The organism is Streptomyces sp. NPDC005898 (genome assembly GCF_040629635.1).
Taxonomy (GTDB): Bacteria; Actinomycetota; Actinomycetes; order Streptomycetales; family Streptomycetaceae; genus Streptomyces.
Map to the genome: position 1 here is coordinate 51,355 of NZ_JBEXWC010000009.1, position 18,825 is coordinate 70,179.

At 70.7% G+C, this 18,825-nt stretch carries 15 protein-coding genes and 1 riboswitch; of the genes, 7 read left to right on the top strand and 8 right to left on the bottom strand.

Annotated features, from left to right (window positions below; all coding sequences use genetic code 11):
* Window positions 1-128 precede the first annotated feature (128 nt).
* The 6 genes from ABZ385_RS14890 to ABZ385_RS14915 all read left to right on the top strand — a co-directional run bounded on the left by ABZ385_RS14890 (window position 129) and on the right by ABZ385_RS14915 (window position 7,423).
* Window positions 129-1,502 (top strand): HD-GYP domain-containing protein, encoded by a 1,374-nt coding sequence (locus ABZ385_RS14890; RefSeq protein ID WP_358911596.1) that lies wholly within the window; start codon window positions 129-131, stop codon window positions 1,500-1,502.
* A 41-nt stretch (window positions 1,503-1,543) separates the two neighbouring features.
* Window positions 1,544-2,788: an HD domain-containing protein gene (locus ABZ385_RS14895; RefSeq protein WP_358911736.1), complete on the top strand. Its 1,245-nt coding sequence runs from the start codon at window positions 1,544-1,546 to the stop codon at window positions 2,786-2,788.
* A gap of 137 nt (window positions 2,789-2,925) precedes the next feature.
* Window positions 2,926-3,906 (top strand): hypothetical protein, encoded by a 981-nt coding sequence (locus ABZ385_RS14900; RefSeq protein ID WP_358582621.1) that lies wholly within the window; start codon window positions 2,926-2,928, stop codon window positions 3,904-3,906.
* 81 nt (window positions 3,907-3,987) lie between these two features.
* Entirely contained in the window at window positions 3,988-4,638 is a 651-nt protein-coding gene (gene def / locus ABZ385_RS14905; protein WP_358582618.1) for a peptide deformylase, read from the top strand.
* Between the two features lie 299 nt (window positions 4,639-4,937).
* Window positions 4,938-6,050, top strand: coding sequence for an epi-isozizaene synthase (gene cyc1 / locus ABZ385_RS14910; RefSeq protein WP_358582615.1), 1,113 nt, complete (start codon window positions 4,938-4,940; stop codon window positions 6,048-6,050).
* A complete protein-coding gene (locus ABZ385_RS14915; protein WP_358911598.1) occupies window positions 6,047-7,423 on the top strand; it encodes a cytochrome P450 in 1,377 nt (458 codons plus the stop codon). Before cyc1 ends, ABZ385_RS14915 begins: the two co-directional genes overlap by 4 nt.
* A 65-nt stretch (window positions 7,424-7,488) precedes the next feature.
* Here ABZ385_RS14915 and ABZ385_RS14920 read toward each other — a convergent pair whose 3' ends face one another.
* The 8 genes from ABZ385_RS14920 to ABZ385_RS14955 all read right to left on the bottom strand — a co-directional run bounded on the left by ABZ385_RS14920 (window position 7,489) and on the right by ABZ385_RS14955 (window position 17,137).
* Window positions 7,489-8,511 carry a ribonucleotide-diphosphate reductase subunit beta gene (locus tag ABZ385_RS14920; protein WP_358582609.1) on the bottom strand — a complete coding sequence of 341 codons (1,023 nt, stop codon included), beginning with the start codon at window positions 8,509-8,511 and terminating at the stop codon, window positions 7,489-7,491.
* Window positions 8,511-10,934: a ribonucleoside-diphosphate reductase subunit alpha gene (locus ABZ385_RS14925; RefSeq protein WP_358911600.1), complete on the bottom strand. Its 2,424-nt coding sequence runs from the start codon at window positions 10,932-10,934 to the stop codon at window positions 8,511-8,513. Before ABZ385_RS14925 ends, ABZ385_RS14920 begins: the two co-directional genes overlap by 1 nt.
* A gap of 132 nt (window positions 10,935-11,066) precedes the next feature.
* Window positions 11,067-11,203: riboswitch (cobalamin riboswitch) on the bottom strand.
* Between the two features lie 49 nt (window positions 11,204-11,252).
* Window positions 11,253-11,756 carry a GNAT family N-acetyltransferase gene (locus ABZ385_RS14930; protein WP_358911602.1) on the bottom strand — a complete coding sequence of 168 codons (504 nt, stop codon included), beginning with the start codon at window positions 11,754-11,756 and terminating at the stop codon, window positions 11,253-11,255.
* A 103-nt stretch (window positions 11,757-11,859) separates the two neighbouring features.
* Window positions 11,860-13,485, bottom strand: a complete 1,626-nt coding sequence (mctP, locus tag ABZ385_RS14935; protein WP_358582601.1) for a monocarboxylate uptake permease MctP — start codon at window positions 13,483-13,485, stop codon at window positions 11,860-11,862.
* On the bottom strand, window positions 13,482-13,736 hold the full coding sequence (locus tag ABZ385_RS14940; RefSeq protein WP_358582598.1) for a DUF3311 domain-containing protein: 255 nt from the start codon (window positions 13,734-13,736) through the stop codon (window positions 13,482-13,484). Before ABZ385_RS14940 ends, mctP begins: the two co-directional genes overlap by 4 nt.
* A gap of 110 nt (window positions 13,737-13,846) precedes the next feature.
* Window positions 13,847-14,044 (bottom strand): YbdD/YjiX family protein, encoded by a 198-nt coding sequence (locus tag ABZ385_RS14945; protein WP_358697738.1) that lies wholly within the window; start codon window positions 14,042-14,044, stop codon window positions 13,847-13,849.
* A gap of 47 nt (window positions 14,045-14,091) precedes the next feature.
* Window positions 14,092-16,158, bottom strand: a complete 2,067-nt coding sequence (locus ABZ385_RS14950) for a carbon starvation CstA family protein (RefSeq protein ID WP_358582595.1) — start codon at window positions 16,156-16,158, stop codon at window positions 14,092-14,094.
* A gap of 196 nt (window positions 16,159-16,354) precedes the next feature.
* A complete protein-coding gene (locus tag ABZ385_RS14955; RefSeq protein WP_358582630.1) occupies window positions 16,355-17,137 on the bottom strand; it encodes a GntR family transcriptional regulator in 783 nt (260 codons plus the stop codon).
* A gap of 326 nt (window positions 17,138-17,463) precedes the next feature.
* Between ABZ385_RS14955 and ABZ385_RS14960 the strand changes: the two genes are divergently transcribed.
* Window positions 17,464-18,738, top strand: coding sequence for an extracellular solute-binding protein (locus tag ABZ385_RS14960; RefSeq protein WP_358911603.1), 1,275 nt, complete (start codon window positions 17,464-17,466; stop codon window positions 18,736-18,738).
* The last annotated feature ends 87 nt before the right edge of the window (window positions 18,739-18,825 follow it).

Below are 18,825 nucleotides of genomic sequence, written 5' to 3' on the forward strand. Positions count from 1 at the left end.
GCGTCACTCGAATGTGCTAATTCGCCGCCGTCGGGCGCTGACCGCGAGGTGGCCGTTCTACTCTCCGGAGCTGGGTCTCGTGACCCGGACGACTGGGTCGCAGGACCTGGAACGGGGAGGAGAACTCCATGCGGTCGGTGCCGGCGTGGGCCCGCGTGTACATCCTGGGCGTCGCCCTGGCCGGTGCCGCCTGCCTCGCACCGGCCCTGAGCGGCGGCCGCACCCCCTGGCCCGCCGTCGCGCTCCTCGCGGTGCTCTACGCCGGGTGCGAGCAGACCGGCCGGTGCCGCTTCATCGGGCGCCGCGTCCCCGGCGGCCTCGGCACCTTCTTCCCGGTGCTGCTCGCCGGGGTGTTCCTGCTGCCGCCCTCGGCCGCCGCCCTCGTCGCCGTGCCGGGCGCGTTGTTCGCCCGGATCGACCGGCGCCCGCGCCGGGTGCGCCGCCTGTGGCGCGGCGCGCAGCTCGTCCTCGCCACCTGGAGCGCGGCCCACGTGTACGGCGCGCTCGGCGGACCCGCCGCCCGCGCCGCGTGCGACTTCCCGCACGTCCTGGGGCCCGCCGGCGCCGCCGTCCTCGCCTTCTGCGCCGTGCTCGCCGCCCTGGACGCCGGGATCCTCGCGACCGCCGAGAGGCTGCCGCCGCGGACCGCCTGGCGCGGACTCCTGCCGCGCTCCCTCGCGCCCGTGGCGGTGCACGGACTGGCCGGGCTGATGATGGCGGTCCTGTGGACCAGCCCGTACGGGCCCCCGGCGGCGCTGCTCGTGCTGCTCCCGATGGGCGTCTCGTGCTGGGTCTTCGCGCAGTACCACCGGGAGCGGGCCGCCCACCAGGCCACCATCCGGGCCCTCGTCCAGGCCGTCGACCTCAAGGACAGGTACACCCGTGGCCACAGCGAGCGGGTCGGCCGCGCCTCGGTCATGATCGCCCGGGAGCTGGGCATGGACGACGAGCGCGTCGAGGTCCTGCGGTTCGCCGGCATCCTGCACGACGTCGGCAAACTCGGCGTGCCCACCCGCCTGTTGCGCAAGGACGGCCCCCTGACGCCCCAGGAGCGGCGCGTCATCGAACTCCACCCCGAGTACGGACACGAGATGGTGCGCGGCATCGGCTTCCTCGGCGAGGCGCGGGCGGCCATCCTGCACCACCACGAGCGGATCGACGGCAGCGGCTACCCGTACGGCCTCACCGGGCGGCAGATCCCCGAGTCCGCCCGGGTGGTGGCCGTCGCCGACGCCTTCGACGCGATGACGTCCACCCGGTCCTACCGGCGTGCCCGGCCGGTGTCCGCCGCGCTGGAGGAGCTGGCCCGGTGCGCCGGAGAGCAGTTCGACCCCGCGATGGTCGCCGCCCTCACCCGGGCGCTCGGCCGGGACGGCTGGCATCCGGAGGTCACCTCCGACGTCCCGGCCCGCGACCTTGGGCCCGGCGCCGACCAGAGCGGAAACGTACCGCCCGCGCGCCTGGCCGCCGCGCCCGCGGCGCGCGGGCCGGGCGCCCCGTGACGGCGTACGCCGGGGGGCGCGCCGCCTCCCGCGCACAGCGGCTGCCCAGCACGGCGGGCCGCGCCCTCGCCGGCCTGCTCGCCGTCGTCTCGCTCACCTGGACCCTGTGGCACGGCGTCGCCGAACGGCCGGTCGCGCTCGCCTTCGGGGTGCTGATCACCCTCGGTGAGCTGGCCCGCTGGGGCAGCGAGAGCGAGCGGGAGCCCGCACCGCTCGGGGCCGCGGGCGCCCTGGCGTACGCCCTGCTGGGGCAGAACGCCGGAACGGCCACGCACCACGGCGCGCTCCAGGTGATCGCCGTGGTCGTCGCGGCCGCCCTGGTGGGCGCCGTGCCGCATGTGGCACTGGGCCACGGGCCCACGCCCGACGACATGGCGCGGCGCGTGCTGACCGTCGCGTTCGCCGCGGCCTGCTTCCAACCCCTCTACAACGCGGGCAAGTTGAAGCACTGGGTCGGCCACGGCCCCTGGTTCGCGCTCGTCATCGTCGCCCTCCTCGTCCTCACCGCGCTCTGCGACGCCGTCCTCGCCGCCGCGATGGCGCGCGCCCGCACCCGCTGGCCGTTCGGGCCGCTCCTGCGCGACGAACTGCGGGCCATGCTCGGCATCGGCTCCGCCGTCTGCGCGACGGGGGCCGTGATGGCGCTCGGCGTCGCCGTGGCCGGCCTGTGGGCGCTGCCCGTGTTCAGCCTGCCGCTGCTGCTCACCCAGCTCTCCTACCGGCGCTACGCGGCCGTGCGGGCCACCTACCGGCAGACCATCGCGTCGCTGGCCAGGGCCACCGAGATCGCCGGGTACACCCCGCAGGGCCACGCCCACCGCGTCGCCGGGCTCAGCCGCGCCGTCGGGCGGGACCTCGGGCTCTGCGGGCAGGACCTCACCGTTCTCGAGTACGCGGCGCTGATGCACGACATCGGGCAGCTCTCCCTCGTCGACCCCGTGCCCGAGGGCGCCACCGCCGCCCTGCCCGAGGAGCAGCAGCGCCGCATCGCCCTGCTCGGGGGCGCCGTGGTGCGCCAGACCGGGGTGGACTCCGCGGTGGCCGTCGTGGTGGAGCGCCAGGCCGACCCCTACTGCCACCAGCCGCTCACCGCCCGTATTGTGCGCACGGCGAACGCGTACGACGAGATGGCGCGGGGAGAAGGACCCACGGGGGCGCTCGGCGGTCCGCTGCACGCTCTGGAGAGGCTGCGGCTGGGCACCGGCCGCGACTATCAGCCCGAGGTCGTGGAGTCCCTGGCGAGGGTGGTGTCCAGGGGCGGCCTTAGCTCGCCCCCAGCTGGGTAACCCATGGGTAATGAGCGGCTGTCCGACCGTACGTGGTTGGATGCGAAGAAGAGGGTGCGCGGGGGCATCGACCCGACGCCGCGCCTTCGCAAGATGGGACTCCACAAATCGTGACAGGCGGGAATCAGGCGGGAATCGTGAGGATCTTCGGCAAGGGACGGCACCGGCCCTCCGCCTCATGGCGGCAGGCGACCGACCGCGCCTTCACGCTGATCGGCGACGGCCGGTACGAGGACGCGGGAGCGCTGCTCACGCGCGCGGCGGATCTCGAACCCTGGCTGTCCGAGTCCTGGTTCAACCTCGCGCTCCTGCACAAGTTCCGGCACGACTGGGAGCAGGCGCGGGCCGCGGGACTGCGGGCCGTGGCGCTCCTGGACCGCTCGGCGGGCGCCCCGGACTGGTGGAACGTGGGCATCGCGGCGACGGCGCTGCAGGACTGGCCGCTGGCCCGCCGCGCCTGGCAGGCGTACGGCCTGAAGGTGCCCGGCGGGGTCGCGGCGTCCGGCGAGCCCTCGGGCATGGAGCTGGGCAGCGCGGCCGTGCGGCTCTCCCCGGAGGGCGAGGCGGAGGTGGTGTGGGGCCGCAGGCTGGACCCCGCCCGCATAGAGGTGCTGTCCATCCCGCTGCCCTCCTCCGGGCGGCGCTGGGGCGAGGTCGTGCTGCACGACGGCGTCCCGCACGGCGAGCGGACGACGGCGGCCGGCCACTCGTACCCCGTCTTCGACGAGATCGAGCTGTGGGCGCCCTCGCCCGTGCCGACGTGGGTGGTCCTCCTGGAGGCCGCCACCGAGGACGACCGGGACGCCCTGGAGCGGCTCGCGGCCGACGCGGGCTTCGCCGCCGAGGACTGGTCCTCCTCGGTGCGGCTGCTGTGCCGCATGTGCTCGGAGTCGCGGATGCCGAGCGACGAGGGCGACGGCGAGCACCTGGACCCGCACGACCACAGCGAGCCGGGCCACCCGGGCCCGCTCGGCCACCGCAGCCCGGGAGCGGTCTGGGTGCCGGAGCGCGAGTGCGGCATCGCCGCGCCCGCCGCCCTGGTGCGCGGGCTCCTCGACAGCTGGGTGGCGGACAGCCCGGACTCGCGCGACTGGCGGGACCTCGAAGAGGTCTGCTGACCCGAGGAAGCCGGTCGGCGCTTCGCCGTAGGCTGTACCGGCACAAACTCTTGAGGGTTTCACGGAAGGCTTACGGCGGACATGGCGCAGGACACTGATCAGCAGGCCTCCGGCGGGGTGCTCCCCGTCGACGACGAGGGCTTCGTCATCGACACGGAGGACTGCGAGGAGCGCGAGACGGCCTACCGCGAGCGCGGCACGTCCCGGCCGATCACGGTCGTCGGCAACCCGGTCCTGCACAAGGAGTGCAAGGACGTCACGGCCTTCGACGACGATCTCGCCAAGCTGGTCGACGACATGTTCGCCAGCCAGCGCACCGCCCAGGGCGTGGGCCTCGCGGCCAACCAGATCGGCGTCGACCTGAAGGTCTTCGTCTACGACTGCATGGACGACGAGGGCGTGCGCCACGTCGGTGTGGTCTGCAACCCGGTCCTGACCGAGCTGCCCGCCGAGCGCCGCCGCCTGGACGACTCGGGCGAGGGCTGCCTCTCCGTGCCCACCGCCTACGCCGATCTGGCCCGCCCGGACTACGCCGAGGTGAGGGGCCAGGACGAGAAGGGCAACCCCATCAAGGTGCGCGGCGGCGGTTACTTCGCCCGCTGCCTGCAGCACGAGACGGACCACCTGTACGGCTACCTGTACATCGACCGCCTCTCCAAGCGGGAGCGCAAGGACGCGCTGCGCCAGATGGCGGAGGGCACGCCGCGCTACCCCGTGGTGCCGAACGACTGACGGGCGCGACGCCTGAGCGGCGCGGGACCCGCGTGACACGAGCGGCCCCTGGTCGGGAACTCCCCGACCAGGGGCCGCTGGCATGAGCCGCTCACCTGTGCGAGCGAAACCGGCTGACGAAGATCCATATTCGGTCACGTACGGGGACGTTCTCGGCACTCGGGGGTAGTGAATGGCGCAAAACTGTTCCCTGAACGGTCAGTTGTGGTGCTGAATGGAAAGCGCGGGGATACGCAACGGCGCGCGCCCGGCACAGCGGAAGGGCGTGCGCCGCTCAGGCGGCTGAAAGGGGTTTGTCCGTGCCTGCATATTCCGGAAGCACTTCACAGACACAGCCACACACACAGGCGGTATCGGTCCCACCGGCGCTGGCCCTTCCGGTGATCGAGGCCGCGTTTCCGCGCCGCCTGCATCCGTATTGGCCAAAGCTTCAGGAGAAGTCCAGGAGCTGGTTGCGCGAAATGCGCCTCATGCCGCCGGACAAGGTCGAGCGGTACGCGGACAGCCTCTGCTACACCGACCTGGTGGCGGGCTACTACATTGGCGCGCCGGACGCGCTGCTGACCGCGATAGCGGACCTCAGCAGCTGGTTCTTCGCCTGGGACGACCGGCACGACCGGGACTCCGTGCACGGCAGGGCGGAGCAGTGGCGGCGGCTGTGCCAGGGCCTGCACGGCGCCCTGGACGCCCCCCGGCTCCACCTGCGCCACCGCGACCCGCTGATCGCCGGGTTCGCCGACTGCGTCCGCCGCCTGTACTCCTTCCTCGGACCCAGCTGGAACACGAGGTTCGCCCGCCACTTCCACCCCGTGATCGACGCCTACGACCAGGAGTTCGAAAACCGGCGCGGGGGCGTGGTCCCCACCGTCGAGGCGTACGTGGAGCTGCGCCGCCTCACGTTCGCGCACTGGGCGTGGATCGACCTGCTCGAACCCACCGCGCGCCGCGAACTGCCGCGCTCCGTGAGGAAGCACCCCGCCTACCGGCGGGCGGCATTGGCCACCCAGGACTTCTCGGCCTGGTACAACGACCTGTGCTCGCTCCCCAAGGAACTCGCGGGAGACGAACTGCACAATCTCGGGATCAGCCTCATTCACCACGAGGGGTTGACGCTCGAAGAAGCCGTACGGGAAGTCCACCGGCGCGTCGGTCGCTGCGTCACCGATTTCCTCGCGGCCGAACAGGAAGTGCTGGGACTCGTCGAGGAATTGAGCGACGGGACCGTCGAAGGAAAAGAGCTCGCGGACGCGGTGAAATCCTGCGTCTTCAACATGCGGAACTGGTTCTCTTCCGTGTACTGGTTCCATCACGAATCCGGCCGCTATCGGGTGGACAGCTGGGACGACCGGTCCATCCCCCCGTATGTCACGGAAGACGTCCTGGCGGAAAACGAACTGGTGGGTGAGGAATGAGCGTCGAATCCGCGACACCCGCGCCGGCCGCCCCGGGATCCGGCCCGCTGCGCACCCCGCCGCTGGTCCGCGGCGCCGTCCCCGTACTCGGCCACGCCTGGCACCTGGTGCGCGACCCGCTCGGCTTCCTGTCCGCGCTGCGGGACCATGGAGACCTCGTACGGATCCGGCTGGGGCCGAGGACCGCCTACGCGGTGTGCGACCCAGAACTCGTCGGCGCGATGCTCAAGCGCCCCGAGTTCATCGTCGGCGGACCGCTGTGGGACACCCTCGAAGTGCTCCTCGGCAAGGGCGTGGCGACCAGCAACGGCAAGCTGCACCGGCGCCAGCGCCGGATGATGCAGCCCGCGTTCCGGCCCGAGCGGATCGCCGACTACGCCAAGGTGATGGAGGAGGAGGCGCGCGCCACGGCGGCCCGCTGGCGGCCGGGCGCCACGGTCGACGTGAGCGCGGAGATGTTCCGCACGGCCGTGCGCATCGTCTCGCGCTCGCTCCTGGAGGTCGACTCGATCGGCGAGAAGGCGGACCGCATCGCCGACTCGCTGCACACCGTCTTCCAGGGCCTCTACCGCCGGATGGTGCTCTCCGTCGGGCCGCTCTACCGCGTGCCGACACCCGCCAACCGGCGCTTCGAGAACGCGCTGGCCGATCTGCACGCGCTGGTCGACGAGATCGTCCGGGAGCGCCGCACGGCCGGCCCCGGCGGCCCGCAGGACCTGCTCGCGGAATTGCTGCGGGCCAGGGACGATTCGGGGGAGCCGCTGACCGATCAGGAGATCCACGATCACGTGGTTTCCCTCGTCGTCGCCGGAGCGGAGAATGTCGCGTCCACACTGGCGTGGACGTTCCATCTGCTCGCCGAACACCCGGAGCAGGAAAGGCGGTTGGTTGAAGAAGTAAATTCCGTGGCGGGGGATCGCGCGATCACATTCGCCGATCTGGGATCCCTGCCGCACCTGCGCAATGTCATCACCGAGGCGATGCGCATACGCCCGGCCGCCTGGATATTCACGCGCCGGTCCGTGACCGAGGCCGAGCTGGGCGGCTATCGCATTCCCGCCGGCGCGGACATCGTCTACAGCGTGTACGCGATGCAGCGCGACCCGCGTTCCTTCGAGCGGCACCTGGAGTTCGACCCGGACCGCTGGCTCCCCGAACGCGCACAGGACGTACCGGAGTTCGCGATGATGCCGTTCAGTGTCGGCAACCGGAAGTGCCCCGGGGACCACTTCAGCCTGGCCGAACTGGCCCTGATCCTGGGCACGGTGGTGCCGAGGTGGCACCTGGCGCCGGTCGCGGAGACCGACACGGGCACGCGGGTCGGCATCACCCTGCACCCCAAGCGGCTCGTCCTGCGCGCCGAGCCGCGCTGAGCCACCGTGTGGGCCCGCCCCGCCCCCCGTGACGGGGCGGGCCCACACGTGCGTGGCAGCCGCCCCTAGAACTCGTCGTCGAAGGAGACCGAACCCTCGACCGCGACCTGGTACGCCGACGGGCGCCGCTCGAAGAAGTTGGTCAGCTCCTGCACGCCTTGCAGCTCCATGAAGGAGAACGGGTTCTGCGAGCCGTAGACCGGCGCGAAGCCGAGGCGCTGGAGGCGCTGGTCGGCGACGCACTCCAGGTAGGCGCGCATCGAGTCGGTGTTCATGCCCGGCAGACCCTCGCCGCACAGATCGCGGGCGAACTGCAGCTCCGCCTCGACGGCCTCCTTCAGCATGTCCGTGACCTGCGTCCGGAGCGCGTCGTCGAACAGCTCGGGCTCCTCCTTGCGCACCGTGTCCACCACGTCGAAGGCGAAGCTCATGTGCATCGTCTCGTCGCGGAACACCCAGTTCGTGCCGGTCGCCAGGCCGTGCAGCAGACCGCGGCTGCGGAACCAGTAGACGTAGGCGAAGGCACCGTAGAAGAACAGGCCCTCGATGCACGCGGCGAAGCAGATGAGGTTGAGCAGGAAGCGGCGGCGGTCGGCCTGCGTCTCCAGCCGGTCCAGCTTCTCGACCGAGTCCATCCACTTGAAGCAGAACTGCGCCTTCTCGCGGATCGAGGGGATCTCCTCGACCGCGTCGAACGCGGCCGCCCGGTCCTGCGGATCGGGCAGGTACGTGTCGAGCAGCGTCAGATAGAACTGGACGTGCACGGCCTCCTCGAACAGCTGACGGCTCAGGTACAGCCGCGCCTCGGGGGAGTTGATGTGCTTGTAGAGCGTCAGCACGAGGTTGTTGGAGACGATCGAGTCGCCGGTCGCGAAGAACGCGACGAGGCGGCCGATCAGGTGCTGCTCCTCGGGCGTCATCTTCGCCAGGTCGGCGACGTCCGAGTGCAGGTCGACCTCCTCCACCGTCCAGGTGTTCTTGATCGCGTCCCGGTAGCGCTCGTAGAAGTCCGGGTAGCGCATGGGGCGCAGGGTCAGCTCGAAGCCCGGGTCGAGGAGGTTCTTCTCGCTGTTCGTCGTGGTGCTCATTACTGGCAGGCCTCGCAGGACTCGGGGTTTTCCAGGGAGCAGGCGACGGCCTCCTCGGCCGTGACCTGCGCGGGGACGGGGGCGGTGGTGGCGGCGCCGGAGCCGGCCGCGCGGGCGATGCGGGTGGCGGGGCGCGAGCGCAGGTAGTACGTGGTCTTCAGACCCCGCTGCCAGGCGTAGGCGTACATCGAGGAGAGCTTGCCGATGGTCGGCGTCTCCAGGAAGAGGTTGAGCGACTGCGCCTGGTCGAGGAACGGGGTGCGCGCGGCGGCCATGTCGATCAGACCGCGCTGCGGGATCTCCCACGCGGTGCGGTACAGCGCGCGGACGTCCTCGGGGATCCAGCCGAAGCCCTGCACCGAGCCGTTGGCCTCGCGCAGCGCCTCGCGGGTCTGCGCGTCCCACACGCCGAGCCGCTTCAGCTCCTGCACGAGGTAGGCGTTGACCTGGAGGAACTCCCCGCTGAGCGTCTCGCGCTTGAAGAGGTTGGAGACCTGCGGCTCGATGCACTCGTACACGCCCGCGATGGAGGCGATGGTGGCGGTCGGCGCGATGGCCAGCAGCAGCGAGTTGCGCATGCCGGTCTCGGCGATACGTTCCCGCAGCGCCGCCCACCGCTCCGGCCAGGTCAGCTCGACGCCGTAGTGGTCCGGGTGCAGCACGCCCCGCGCGGTGCGGGTCTTCTCCCAGGCGGGGAGCGGGCCGTTGCGGACGGCGAGGTCGGCGGAGGCCTCGTACGCGGCGAGCATGATCCGCTCGGCGATGCGGGTGGAGAGGGCACGCGCCTCGGGGGAGTCGAAGGGCAGTTTCAGCCGGAAGAAGACGTCCTGGAGGCCCATCGCGCCGAGACCCACCGGGCGCCACTTGGCGTTGGAGCGCCCCGCCTGCTCGGTCGGGTAGAAGTTGATGTCCACGACGCGGTCGAGGAAGGTGACGGCGGTGCGGACGGTCTCGTCGAGGCGCTCCCAGTCGATGTCGCCGCTCGCCGCGTCCACGAAGGCGCCGAGGTTCACCGAGCCGAGGTTGCACACGGCCGTCTCGCCGTCGTCCGTGACCTCCAGGATCTCCGTGCAGAGGTTGGAGGAGTGCACGGTGTGGCCGGGCTCCGCCGTCTGGTTGGCGGTGCGGTTGGCGGCGTCCTTGAACGTCATCCAGCCGTTGCCGGTCTGCGCGAGGGTGCGCATCATGCGGCCGTACAGATCGCGGGCCGGGATGGTCTTCTTCGCGAGCCCGGCGGCCTCGGCCTCGCGGTAGGCGGCGTCGAACTCCTCGCCCCACAGGTCGACCAGCTCGGGCACGTCGGCCGGGGAGAACAGCGACCAGTCCTGGTCGGCGGCGACCCGGCGCATGAACTCGTCCGGGATCCAGTGCGCGAGGTTGAGGTTGTGCGTGCGGCGCGCGTCCTCACCGGTGTTGTCGCGCAGCTCCAGGAACTCCTCGATGTCGGAGTGCCACGTCTCCAGGTAGACCGCGGCGGCCCCCTTGCGCCGGCCGCCCTGGTTCACGGCGGCGACCGAGGCGTCCAGGGTCTTCAGGAACGGCACGATGCCGTTGGAGTGCCCGTTCGTGCCGCGGATCAGCGAACCCCGGGAACGGATGCGGGAGTACGAGAGTCCGATGCCGCCCGCGTGCTTGGAGAGCCGCGCGACCTGGTGGTAGCGGTCGTAGATGGAGTCCAGCTCGTCCAGCGGGGAGTCGAGGAGGTAGCAGGAGGACATCTGCGGGTGGCGGGTGCCGGAGTTGAAGAGCGTCGGCGAGGACGGCAGATAGTCCAGGCGGCTCATCAGGCGGTACAGCGCGGCGACCTCGTCCAGCGCCCGCTCGCTGCCGTCCTCCGCCAGGCCGCTCGCCACGCGCAGCATGAAGTGCTGCGGGGTCTCGATGACCTGCCGGGTGATCGGGTGGCGCAGCAGATAGCGGCTGTGCAGGGTGCGCAGGCCGAAGTACTCGAAGCGGAAGTCGGCGCCGTCGGCGAGCGCGCCCTCCACCAAAGCGTCGAGCCGGGCCGCGTGCGCCGTCACGAAGGACGCCGTGCGGTCGGCGATCAGGCCCTCGCGGTGGCCGACCGCGACGGAGTCGGTGAAGGAGCGCACGCCCTGCGTCGCCGCCTCCTCGCGGATGCCGATCGACAGGAGCCGGGCCGCCAGCTTGGAGTACGCCGGGTCCTCGGAGATGAGCCCCGCGGCCGCCTCGGTGGCCAGCTCCCGCAGCTCGGCCTCGTCGGCCCGCGCCGAGCGGCCGCGCAGCGCGGCGGCGGCCACCCGGCCGGGGTCGGCGTCGGGCAGGTCGGCGGTGAGGTCGGTCAGGGTGCGCAGCAGCGCGGTCCCCGGCCCGTCGGTTCCTTCGGCGTCCTGAAGGGTCGGCACCGAAGGCGTCGAAGGCGTCGACGGCGCTGACGCGGGTTCGGCAGGCGCGATGGTCACGTGGGGGCACTCCCTCGCTCGGCTCTGGGCCAGGGGGGAGGGATGGGCGCACACGGGCGCACCCGGGCAGGGCGGCGTACCGCGTCCACCGGCCCACTCCACGAGGCCCGGACGGTCGGCACCCGGACCGGACGGTACGGGTGCGCTGCCGGCAGGTCCTCGGACTCCGCGTACGCCGAATGCGTACACATGCACCGTTGCGGGACAGTTCCGGACTTGCACCGGATTCCCCTGCGGCGACAGCGAGCACGAGCATACATCTTGTGCCGGGCCCTGGAGGCGGGCCCACATCTTGTGTCGGCTCGCGGGGTGCGGTGCCTACAGCGTCAGCATGTACGCCAGCAGCGGCACCGTCTCGATGGGCCTCCAGTCGCGCTCGGGCGTGCGCCGGAAGCCCAGGCGCTCGTACAGCCGGTGGGCGGTGCGCATCGACGTCTGGGTGGACAGGACGAGCCCGGTGCGGCCCGCGTCCCGGGAGCGCCGCACGCACTCCCGTACGAGCGTCTCGCCGACGCCCCTGCCACGGGCCTCGGGGGAGACGGCCAGCATGCGGATCTCGGCCTCGCCGGTGCGGGCGATGTCGGCCATCGGGCCGCCGGACGGCACGTAGGTGACGCAGCCGAGCGCCTTGCCGTCCGCCGCGGCCACCAGGACCTCGGCCGCGGCCGCGCGCGCCGCCACGTCGCGCAGCACCGCGAGGTAGGGGTCGTCCGCCCCGAAGTCCAGGTGGCCGTCGGCGAGATAGGCCTGTGCGGTGAGGGCGCCGAGCGCCTCGTACTCGTCGGGGTGCGCGGGTCTGATCGTGAGGGCGGTGATGTCCATGCGGCGCAGTGTGCAACACGGGCACGGCGAAGGGCCGCCGATTTTCCGGCGGCCCTTCGTCACGGGTCGTCGGTCACGGCGGCCCTGTGTCACGGGGTCGTGCTCAGTGCGCGGCGCCCGCGGTCGCCGGCGGCAGCTCCTCGACGACGCCGGGGTCGCCCGCGTCCGCGGTGTAGTCCTCGGGGGAGGTCTCGTCGATGCCGTCGGGGGCCTTCAGCGCCCGCATGGCGAAGGTGAGGACCACCGTCACGACCACGTTCAGGACGAACGCGGTGAGGCCGATGTAGCCGATCTCGCCGATGCCCGGGATCGAGTCGGACGAACCGCCGAAGTGCTTCTGCGTCGGCGAGGCGACTCCGTACGCGGCCAGCGTGCCGTAGACCATGCCGACCGCCCAGCCCGCGAGCAGCGCCCAGCGGTGGAACCAGCGGGTGAACAGGCCGCCGACCAGCGCGGGCATGGTCTGGAGGATCCAGATGCCGCCCAGGAGCTGGAAGTTGATCGCGACCGTCTTGTCCATGGTGAGGACGAAGACCAGCGCGCCCACCTTCACCAGCAGCGAGACCAGCTTGGAGACCTTGGTCTCCTGCTCGGGCGTCGCGTCGGGCTTGAGGAAGTCCTTGTAGATGTTGCGGGTGAAGAGGTTCGCGGCCGCGATCGACATGATGGCCGCGGGGACCAGCGCGCCGATGCCGATGGCCGCGAAGGCCACGCCCGTGAACCAGTCGGGGAACATGGTCTCGAAGAGCTGGGGGATCGCCAGCTGGCCGTTGTCCACCTTGATCCCGGCCGCGATCGCCATGAAGCCGAGCAGGGCGAGCAGGCCGAGCATCAGCGAGTACAGCGGCAGGATGGTGGTGTTGCGCCGGATCACGTCGCGGCTCTTGGAGGAGAGCGTCGCGGTGATCGAGTGCGGGTACATGAACAGCGCGAGGGCCGAGCCGAGCGCGAGCGTCGCGTACGTCCACTGGCCGGCCTCGGCGGGCGCGAGCGCGCCGCGCGGCTTGCCGGTCGCCGGGTTGGTCTGCGCGAAGGCGTCACCGGCCTTGGCGAAGATGTCGTCGAAGCCGCCGAGCTTGATCGGGATGTAGATGATCGCGACGACGATGACGAGGTAGATCAGACCGTCCTTCACGAACGCGATCAGCGCGGGTGCGCGCAGCCCCGAGGAGTAGGTGTACGCGGCGAGCACCGCGAAGGCGATCAGCAGCGGCAGGTCCTTGACGAACCAGTTGGTGTCCGGCCCGCCGCCGACGCCCATGACGTCCAGGACGGCCTGGATGCCGACCAGTTGGAGCGCGATGTAGGGCATCGTGGCGAGGATGCCGGTGACCGCGACGGCCAGCGAGAGCCCCTTGGAGCCGAACCGTCCGCGCACGAAGTCGGAGGTCGTCACGTAGCCGTGCTTGTGCGAGACCGACCACAGGCGCGGCAGGAAGGTGAAGATCAGCGGATAGACGAGGATCGTGTACGGCACCGCGAAGAAGCCGGCCGCGCCCGCCGCGTAGATCGCCGCGGGGACGGCGACGAAGGTGTACGCGGTGTAGAGGTCGCCGCCGAGCAGGAACCACGTCACCCAGGTGCCGAACGACCGGCCGCCGAGGCCCCATTCGTCGAGGCTCTGGTTCTCGGCCCTGCGCCAGCGGGCGGCGAGGAAGCCCATGACCGTGACCGCGACGAAGAAGAAGATGAAGACGGCGAGCGCGACGCCGTTGACCCCGTCCTTCATGACCGCCCACCTTCCTTGCGGGCGCGCTGGTCGCGCTGCCACAGCTTGTACGCGGTCATCGTGAGCAGGGTGGAGATGATCACCCAGAGCATCTGGTACCAGTAGAAGAACGGGATGCCGATGAAGGTCGGTTCGACCTTCGCGTATGAACTCACCCAGAGCATTGCCACGAAGGGCGCGACAAGGCAGGCTGCGATGACCACGCGGACCGGTGTGACCACCGGTCTGTTCACTTCAGGCGCATCTGACATGTCGCGGCTCCGTTCCCTCACTTATCCCATGCTTAACGTGCGGGAAATCTAAGCCACAGTCTCGCTGTATGGAACCCCTGTCCGGATAACGGACTGGTCGACGTGCCTGCTCAGCAGCAGCGGAACCCCTGCCGGGGGTCCGACTCCTGGCGGTCCGTCCGCATGCGCTCGAACGCGCGGCGGCTGGGCACCGGCGCGGCCGGATGCGCCTCGCGTACGTGCGCCACATACCGCTCGTACGCCGACTCCCCGGTGAACTCGCGGACGTACCACCGCAGTCGGCGCAGCCCGCGCGAGGCCATGGTCATGGCGCGCACCACCACGCCCGTACCGTCAGCGCTCATGCCGTCAACGCTCATACCGTCAATTTCGATTCCACGTAGGGCGCTTCGTGCAGCGCGGTGGCGGCGGGGTCGCGCACATGCCGTACGCACACCCGCGCCGCGTCGACGATCACGACGACGACGAGCAGGGCGAGGACCGCCGAAAGGACGCCGTCCACCGCGGAGTTGGTGACGACGGTGTGCATGTCGTCCATGGTCTTCGCGGGCGGCAGGATCCGACCTTCCTCGATGGCGTCCCGGTAGCGGGAGCGCTGCGTGAAGAACCCCACCCGGGGGTCGCCGGAGAACACCTTCTGCCAGCTCGCCGTCAGGGTCACCGTCACGTCCCAGGCGAGCGGGACTCCCGTGATCCAGGCCCACTTGAGGCGCCCCGACTTCACCAGCAGGGTCGTGCAGACGGTCAGGGCGACGGCGGCGAGGAGCTGGTTGGCGATGCCGAAGACGGGGAAGAGCTGGTTGATCCCGCCGAGCGGCTCATGGACGCCGACCCACAGGAAGTACCCCCAGAGACCGGTGACGGCGGCGCTGGTCAGCACCAGACCGGGCTTCCAGCTCACCCTCTTGAAGGGCTCGCAGACGTTGCCGAGCATGTCCTGGAGCATGAAGCGGCCCACGCGCGTGCCCGCGTCGAGCGCGGTCAGGATGAACAACGCCTCGAACATGATGGCGAAGTGATACCAGAAGGCCCGCAGTGAGCCCCCCGTGACCTGGGAGAAGATCTCGGAGACGCCGACCGCGAGCGTGGGCGCGCCGCCCGTGCGCGAGAGTAGCGAGGACTCCTCCACGTCCTTGGCGGCCTGCGCGAGGTCGGCGGGGGAGAGGGAGTACCCGAAGCCCGCGACGGCCTTCGACGCCTCCTGCACGGTGTCCCCGACGACCCCCGCCGGCGCGTTCATCGCGAAGTACAGCCCGGGATCGATGATCGACGCGGCGACGAGCGCCATGATCGCCACGGCCGACTCCATCAGCATGGAGCCGTACCCGATCATCCGGACCTGCGTCTCCTTCTGGATCATCTTCGGCGTCGTGCCCGAGGAGATCAGCGCGTGGAAGCCGGACAGGGCCCCGCAGGCGATGGTGATGAAGACGAACGGGAAGAGCGACCCCGCGAAGACCGGTCCGTCGCCGCGCGAGGCGAAGTCGGTCACCGGGTCCATCCGCAGCGTCGGCAGCGTGATCACGACACCGAGGGCGAGCAGCAGGATGGTGCCGACCTTCATGAACGTGGAGAGGTAGTCACGCGGCGCGAGCAACATCCACACCGGCAGGATCGAGGCGATGAAGCCGTACGCCACCAGCCAGATCACCAGCGTCGACGGGGCGAGCGTGAAGGTGTCCGCGAGCGAGGACTCGGCGACCCGGCGCCCGGCGACCAGCGCGGCCAGCAGCAGCGCGACGCCGATGAGGGAGACCTCGCTGACCCGCCCCGGACGCAGGACGCGCAGGTAGAAGCCCATGAACAGGGCGATCGGGAGGGTCATCGCGATGGAGAAGGTGCCCCACGGGGACGCGGCGAGGGCGTTGACGATCACCAGGGCGAGCACACCCAGCAGGATGATCATGATGGCGAACGCGGCGAGCAGCGCGGCGGCCCCGCCGAACGGCCCGATCTCTTCCCGTGCCATCTGCCCGAGCGACCTGCCGTCCCGCCGCGTCGAGAAGAACAGCACCACCATGTCCTGCACGGCGCCCGCGAAGATCACGCCGACGATGATCCAGATGGTGCCGGGCAGGTACCCCATCTGGGCGGCCAGTACCGGCCCGACCAGTGGGCCCGCGCCCGCGATCGCCGCGAAGTGGTGGCCGAGCAGGACGCGGCGGTCGGTCGGGTGGAAGTCGATGCCGTCGTCGAGCCGCTCGGCGGGGGTGGCCCGGGTCCCGTCGACCTCGAGGACCCGGTGCGCGACGAACTTGGAGTAGAAGCGGTACGCGATCGCGTACGAGCCGAGGGCCGCCGCCACCATCCAGGCGGCCGACACCTCCTCCTCGCGCGCGAGGGCCAGCACGGTCCAGCCCGTGGCGCCGGCCAGCGCGACGAGGGACCAGACGACGATGGATCGGGGATCTGCTCTGCGCACCGGGTCGTCCTCCCGTTCATCATGCGAAGACGTGCTTCATGCGAAGACGTGCTTCATGCGATGACGTGCTTCATGCGATGACGGGAGGACCGTAGAGCAGGGAGGTGGCCCGCGCCAGACCGCCTGCGCGCGGGTCGGCCGATGGGGGTGCGGGTCGGCCCAGGGGGTCCGGGGGCGGCCCGGAAGCGGGCCCGGGTCAGTCCGTGGGGCGCTTGAGGCGGGCCACGAACTTGTAGCGGTCGCCGCGGTAGACCGAGCGCACCCACTCCACCGGCCGGCCCGCCGCGTCCAGCGAGTGCCGGGACAGCAGCAGCATCGGCAGGCCGACGTCGGTGCCGAGCAGGCCCGCCTCGCGCGGGGTGGCCAGGGACGTCTCGATGGTCTCCTCGGCCTCGGCGAGATGGACGTCGTAGACCTCGGCGAGCGCGGTGTAGAGCGAGGTGTACTTCACCAGGGAGCGGCGCAGCGCGGGGAAGCGCTTGGCGGACAGGTGTGTGGTCTCGATGGCCATCGCCTCGCCGTTGGCCAGGCGCAGCCGCTCGATGCGCAGCACGCGGCTGCCCGCGCCGATGTCGAGCAGCCCGGCGAGGGTGTCGTCGGCGGTGATGTAGCCCAGGTCCAGGAGCTGGGAGGTCGGCTCCAGGCCCTGGGCGCGCATGTCCTCCGTGTAGGAGGTCAGTTGCAGGGCCTGGGACACCTTCGGCTTGGCGACGAACGTGCCCTTGCCCTGGATGCGCTCGAGGCGGCCCTCGACGACCAGTTCCTGGAGGGCCTGGCGGACGGTCGTGCGCGAGGTGTCGAACTCGGCGGCGAGCGTGCGCTCGGGGGGGACGGGGGTGCCGGGCGGCAGCGTCTCCGTCATGTCGAGCAAGTGCCGCTTCAGCCGGTAGTACTTGGGCACGCGCGCGGTGCGGCCGACGGCCGGGGCCTCCGAGGGCGCGCTCACTTCGGTCCCTGTGCTGCCCGCTTCGGTGCCCATGGCCTGCCTTCCCGGCTCCTGTGCTGCTGCCGTCACCGGCTCCTCCGTCTGTCGCGGCTCACATCGTGGCACGGACCGGGCCACGGGGGCGCCCCCTGGTCGAGCGAAGTCGAGAGCTCGGGGGAGGGCCTTGCCCGCTCAGGTGTCGGTCCGATAACGGACGCGACTGCCCTTCTTATACACCCTTGACACCCCTATAGGTCTAGGCCAAGCTCCCGGTACTGGTCTACACCATTAAAGACCAGGTTCCAGTCCCACGGGCAGATCTCGGTCCATTCGGTCGCTGCGGGTGGGGGGTTGACTGGCATCCCTTGAGGAGGGTGAACGTGAAGCGCAAGCTCATAGCGGCCATTGGTGTCGCGGGCATGTTGGTCTCGGTCGCGGCGTGTGGCGGCGACGACGGGGACAAGAAGGCCGGGGGTGCCGACGGCTTCAAGGGCGAGACGCTGACGCTCTGGACCATGGACGGCTCGACGCCGGACACGTGGCAGAAGGACGTCAAGGCCGCCTTCGAGAAGAAGACCGGCGCCAAGCTGAAGGTCGAGATCCAGACCTGGAACGGCATCCAGCAGAAGCTGACCACCGCCCTCTCCGAAGAGAACCCTCCCGACGTCTTCGAGATCGGCAACACCCAGACCCCCGCGTACGCCAAGACCGGCGGCCTCGCCGAGCTGGGCGACCTCAAGGAGTCGATCGGCGCGGACTGGACCGAGTCGATGAACAAGTCCTCGGTCGTGGACGGCAAGCAGTACGCCGCCCCGTGGTTCGTCCTCAACCGCGTCGTGATCTACAACAAGAAGATCTGGGCCGACGCCGGCATCAAGAAGACCCCGAAGACGCGCGACGAGTTCCTCAAGGACCTCAAGCAGATCGGCGCCAAGACGGACGCCGAGCCGATCTACCTGCCCGGCCAGAACTGGTACCACTTCGTCGGCCTGACCATCGGTGAGGGCGCCCAGCTGGTCAAGAAGGACGGCGACAAGTACGTCTCCAACCTGGACGACCCGAAGGTCGCCAAGGCCATGCAGACGTACCAGGAGTTCCAGAAGCTCTCCAAGGCCCCCAAGAACAAGGACGAGGCCACCCCGCAGCAGGCCGAGGTCTTCGCCAAGGGCAAGACCGGCGCCTTCATCGGCATGAGCTGGGAAGCGCCCACGGCCATCAAGGCCAACCCGAAGATCGAGCAGGACATCGGTTACTTCACGATCCCCGGCCCCACGGCCGACAAGCCCGAGGGCGTCTTCCTCGGCGGCTCCAACCTCGCCGTCGCGGCGACCAGCAAGAAGCAGGAGCTGGCCAAGGAGTTCCTGAAGATCGCGCTGTCCGACAAGTTCGAGGGCCAGTTCGCCAAGGAAGGCGGCCAGATCCCGAACAAGAAGGCGCTGGAGTCCAACCTCAAGGGCAACCCGGCCGCCGAGGCCGCCGCTCCCGCCGCCGTCGGCGGTGGCACCACCCCGCTGATCCCGGAGTGGGGCGCGGTCGAGAACCCGCCGAACCCGATCAAGAACTACATGACCGCGGTGCTCAACGGTAAGTCGCCGGCCGACGCCGCCAAGCAGGTCGAGGGCGAGCTGAACAAGCGCCTGTCGCAGAAGCAGTAAGGACGCGCCTCTTGCCGGGGCGGCGGGTGACCTGCCCCCGCCGCCCCGGCACACCTCTGCGTACCGCGATGCCCACGAAAGAGATGG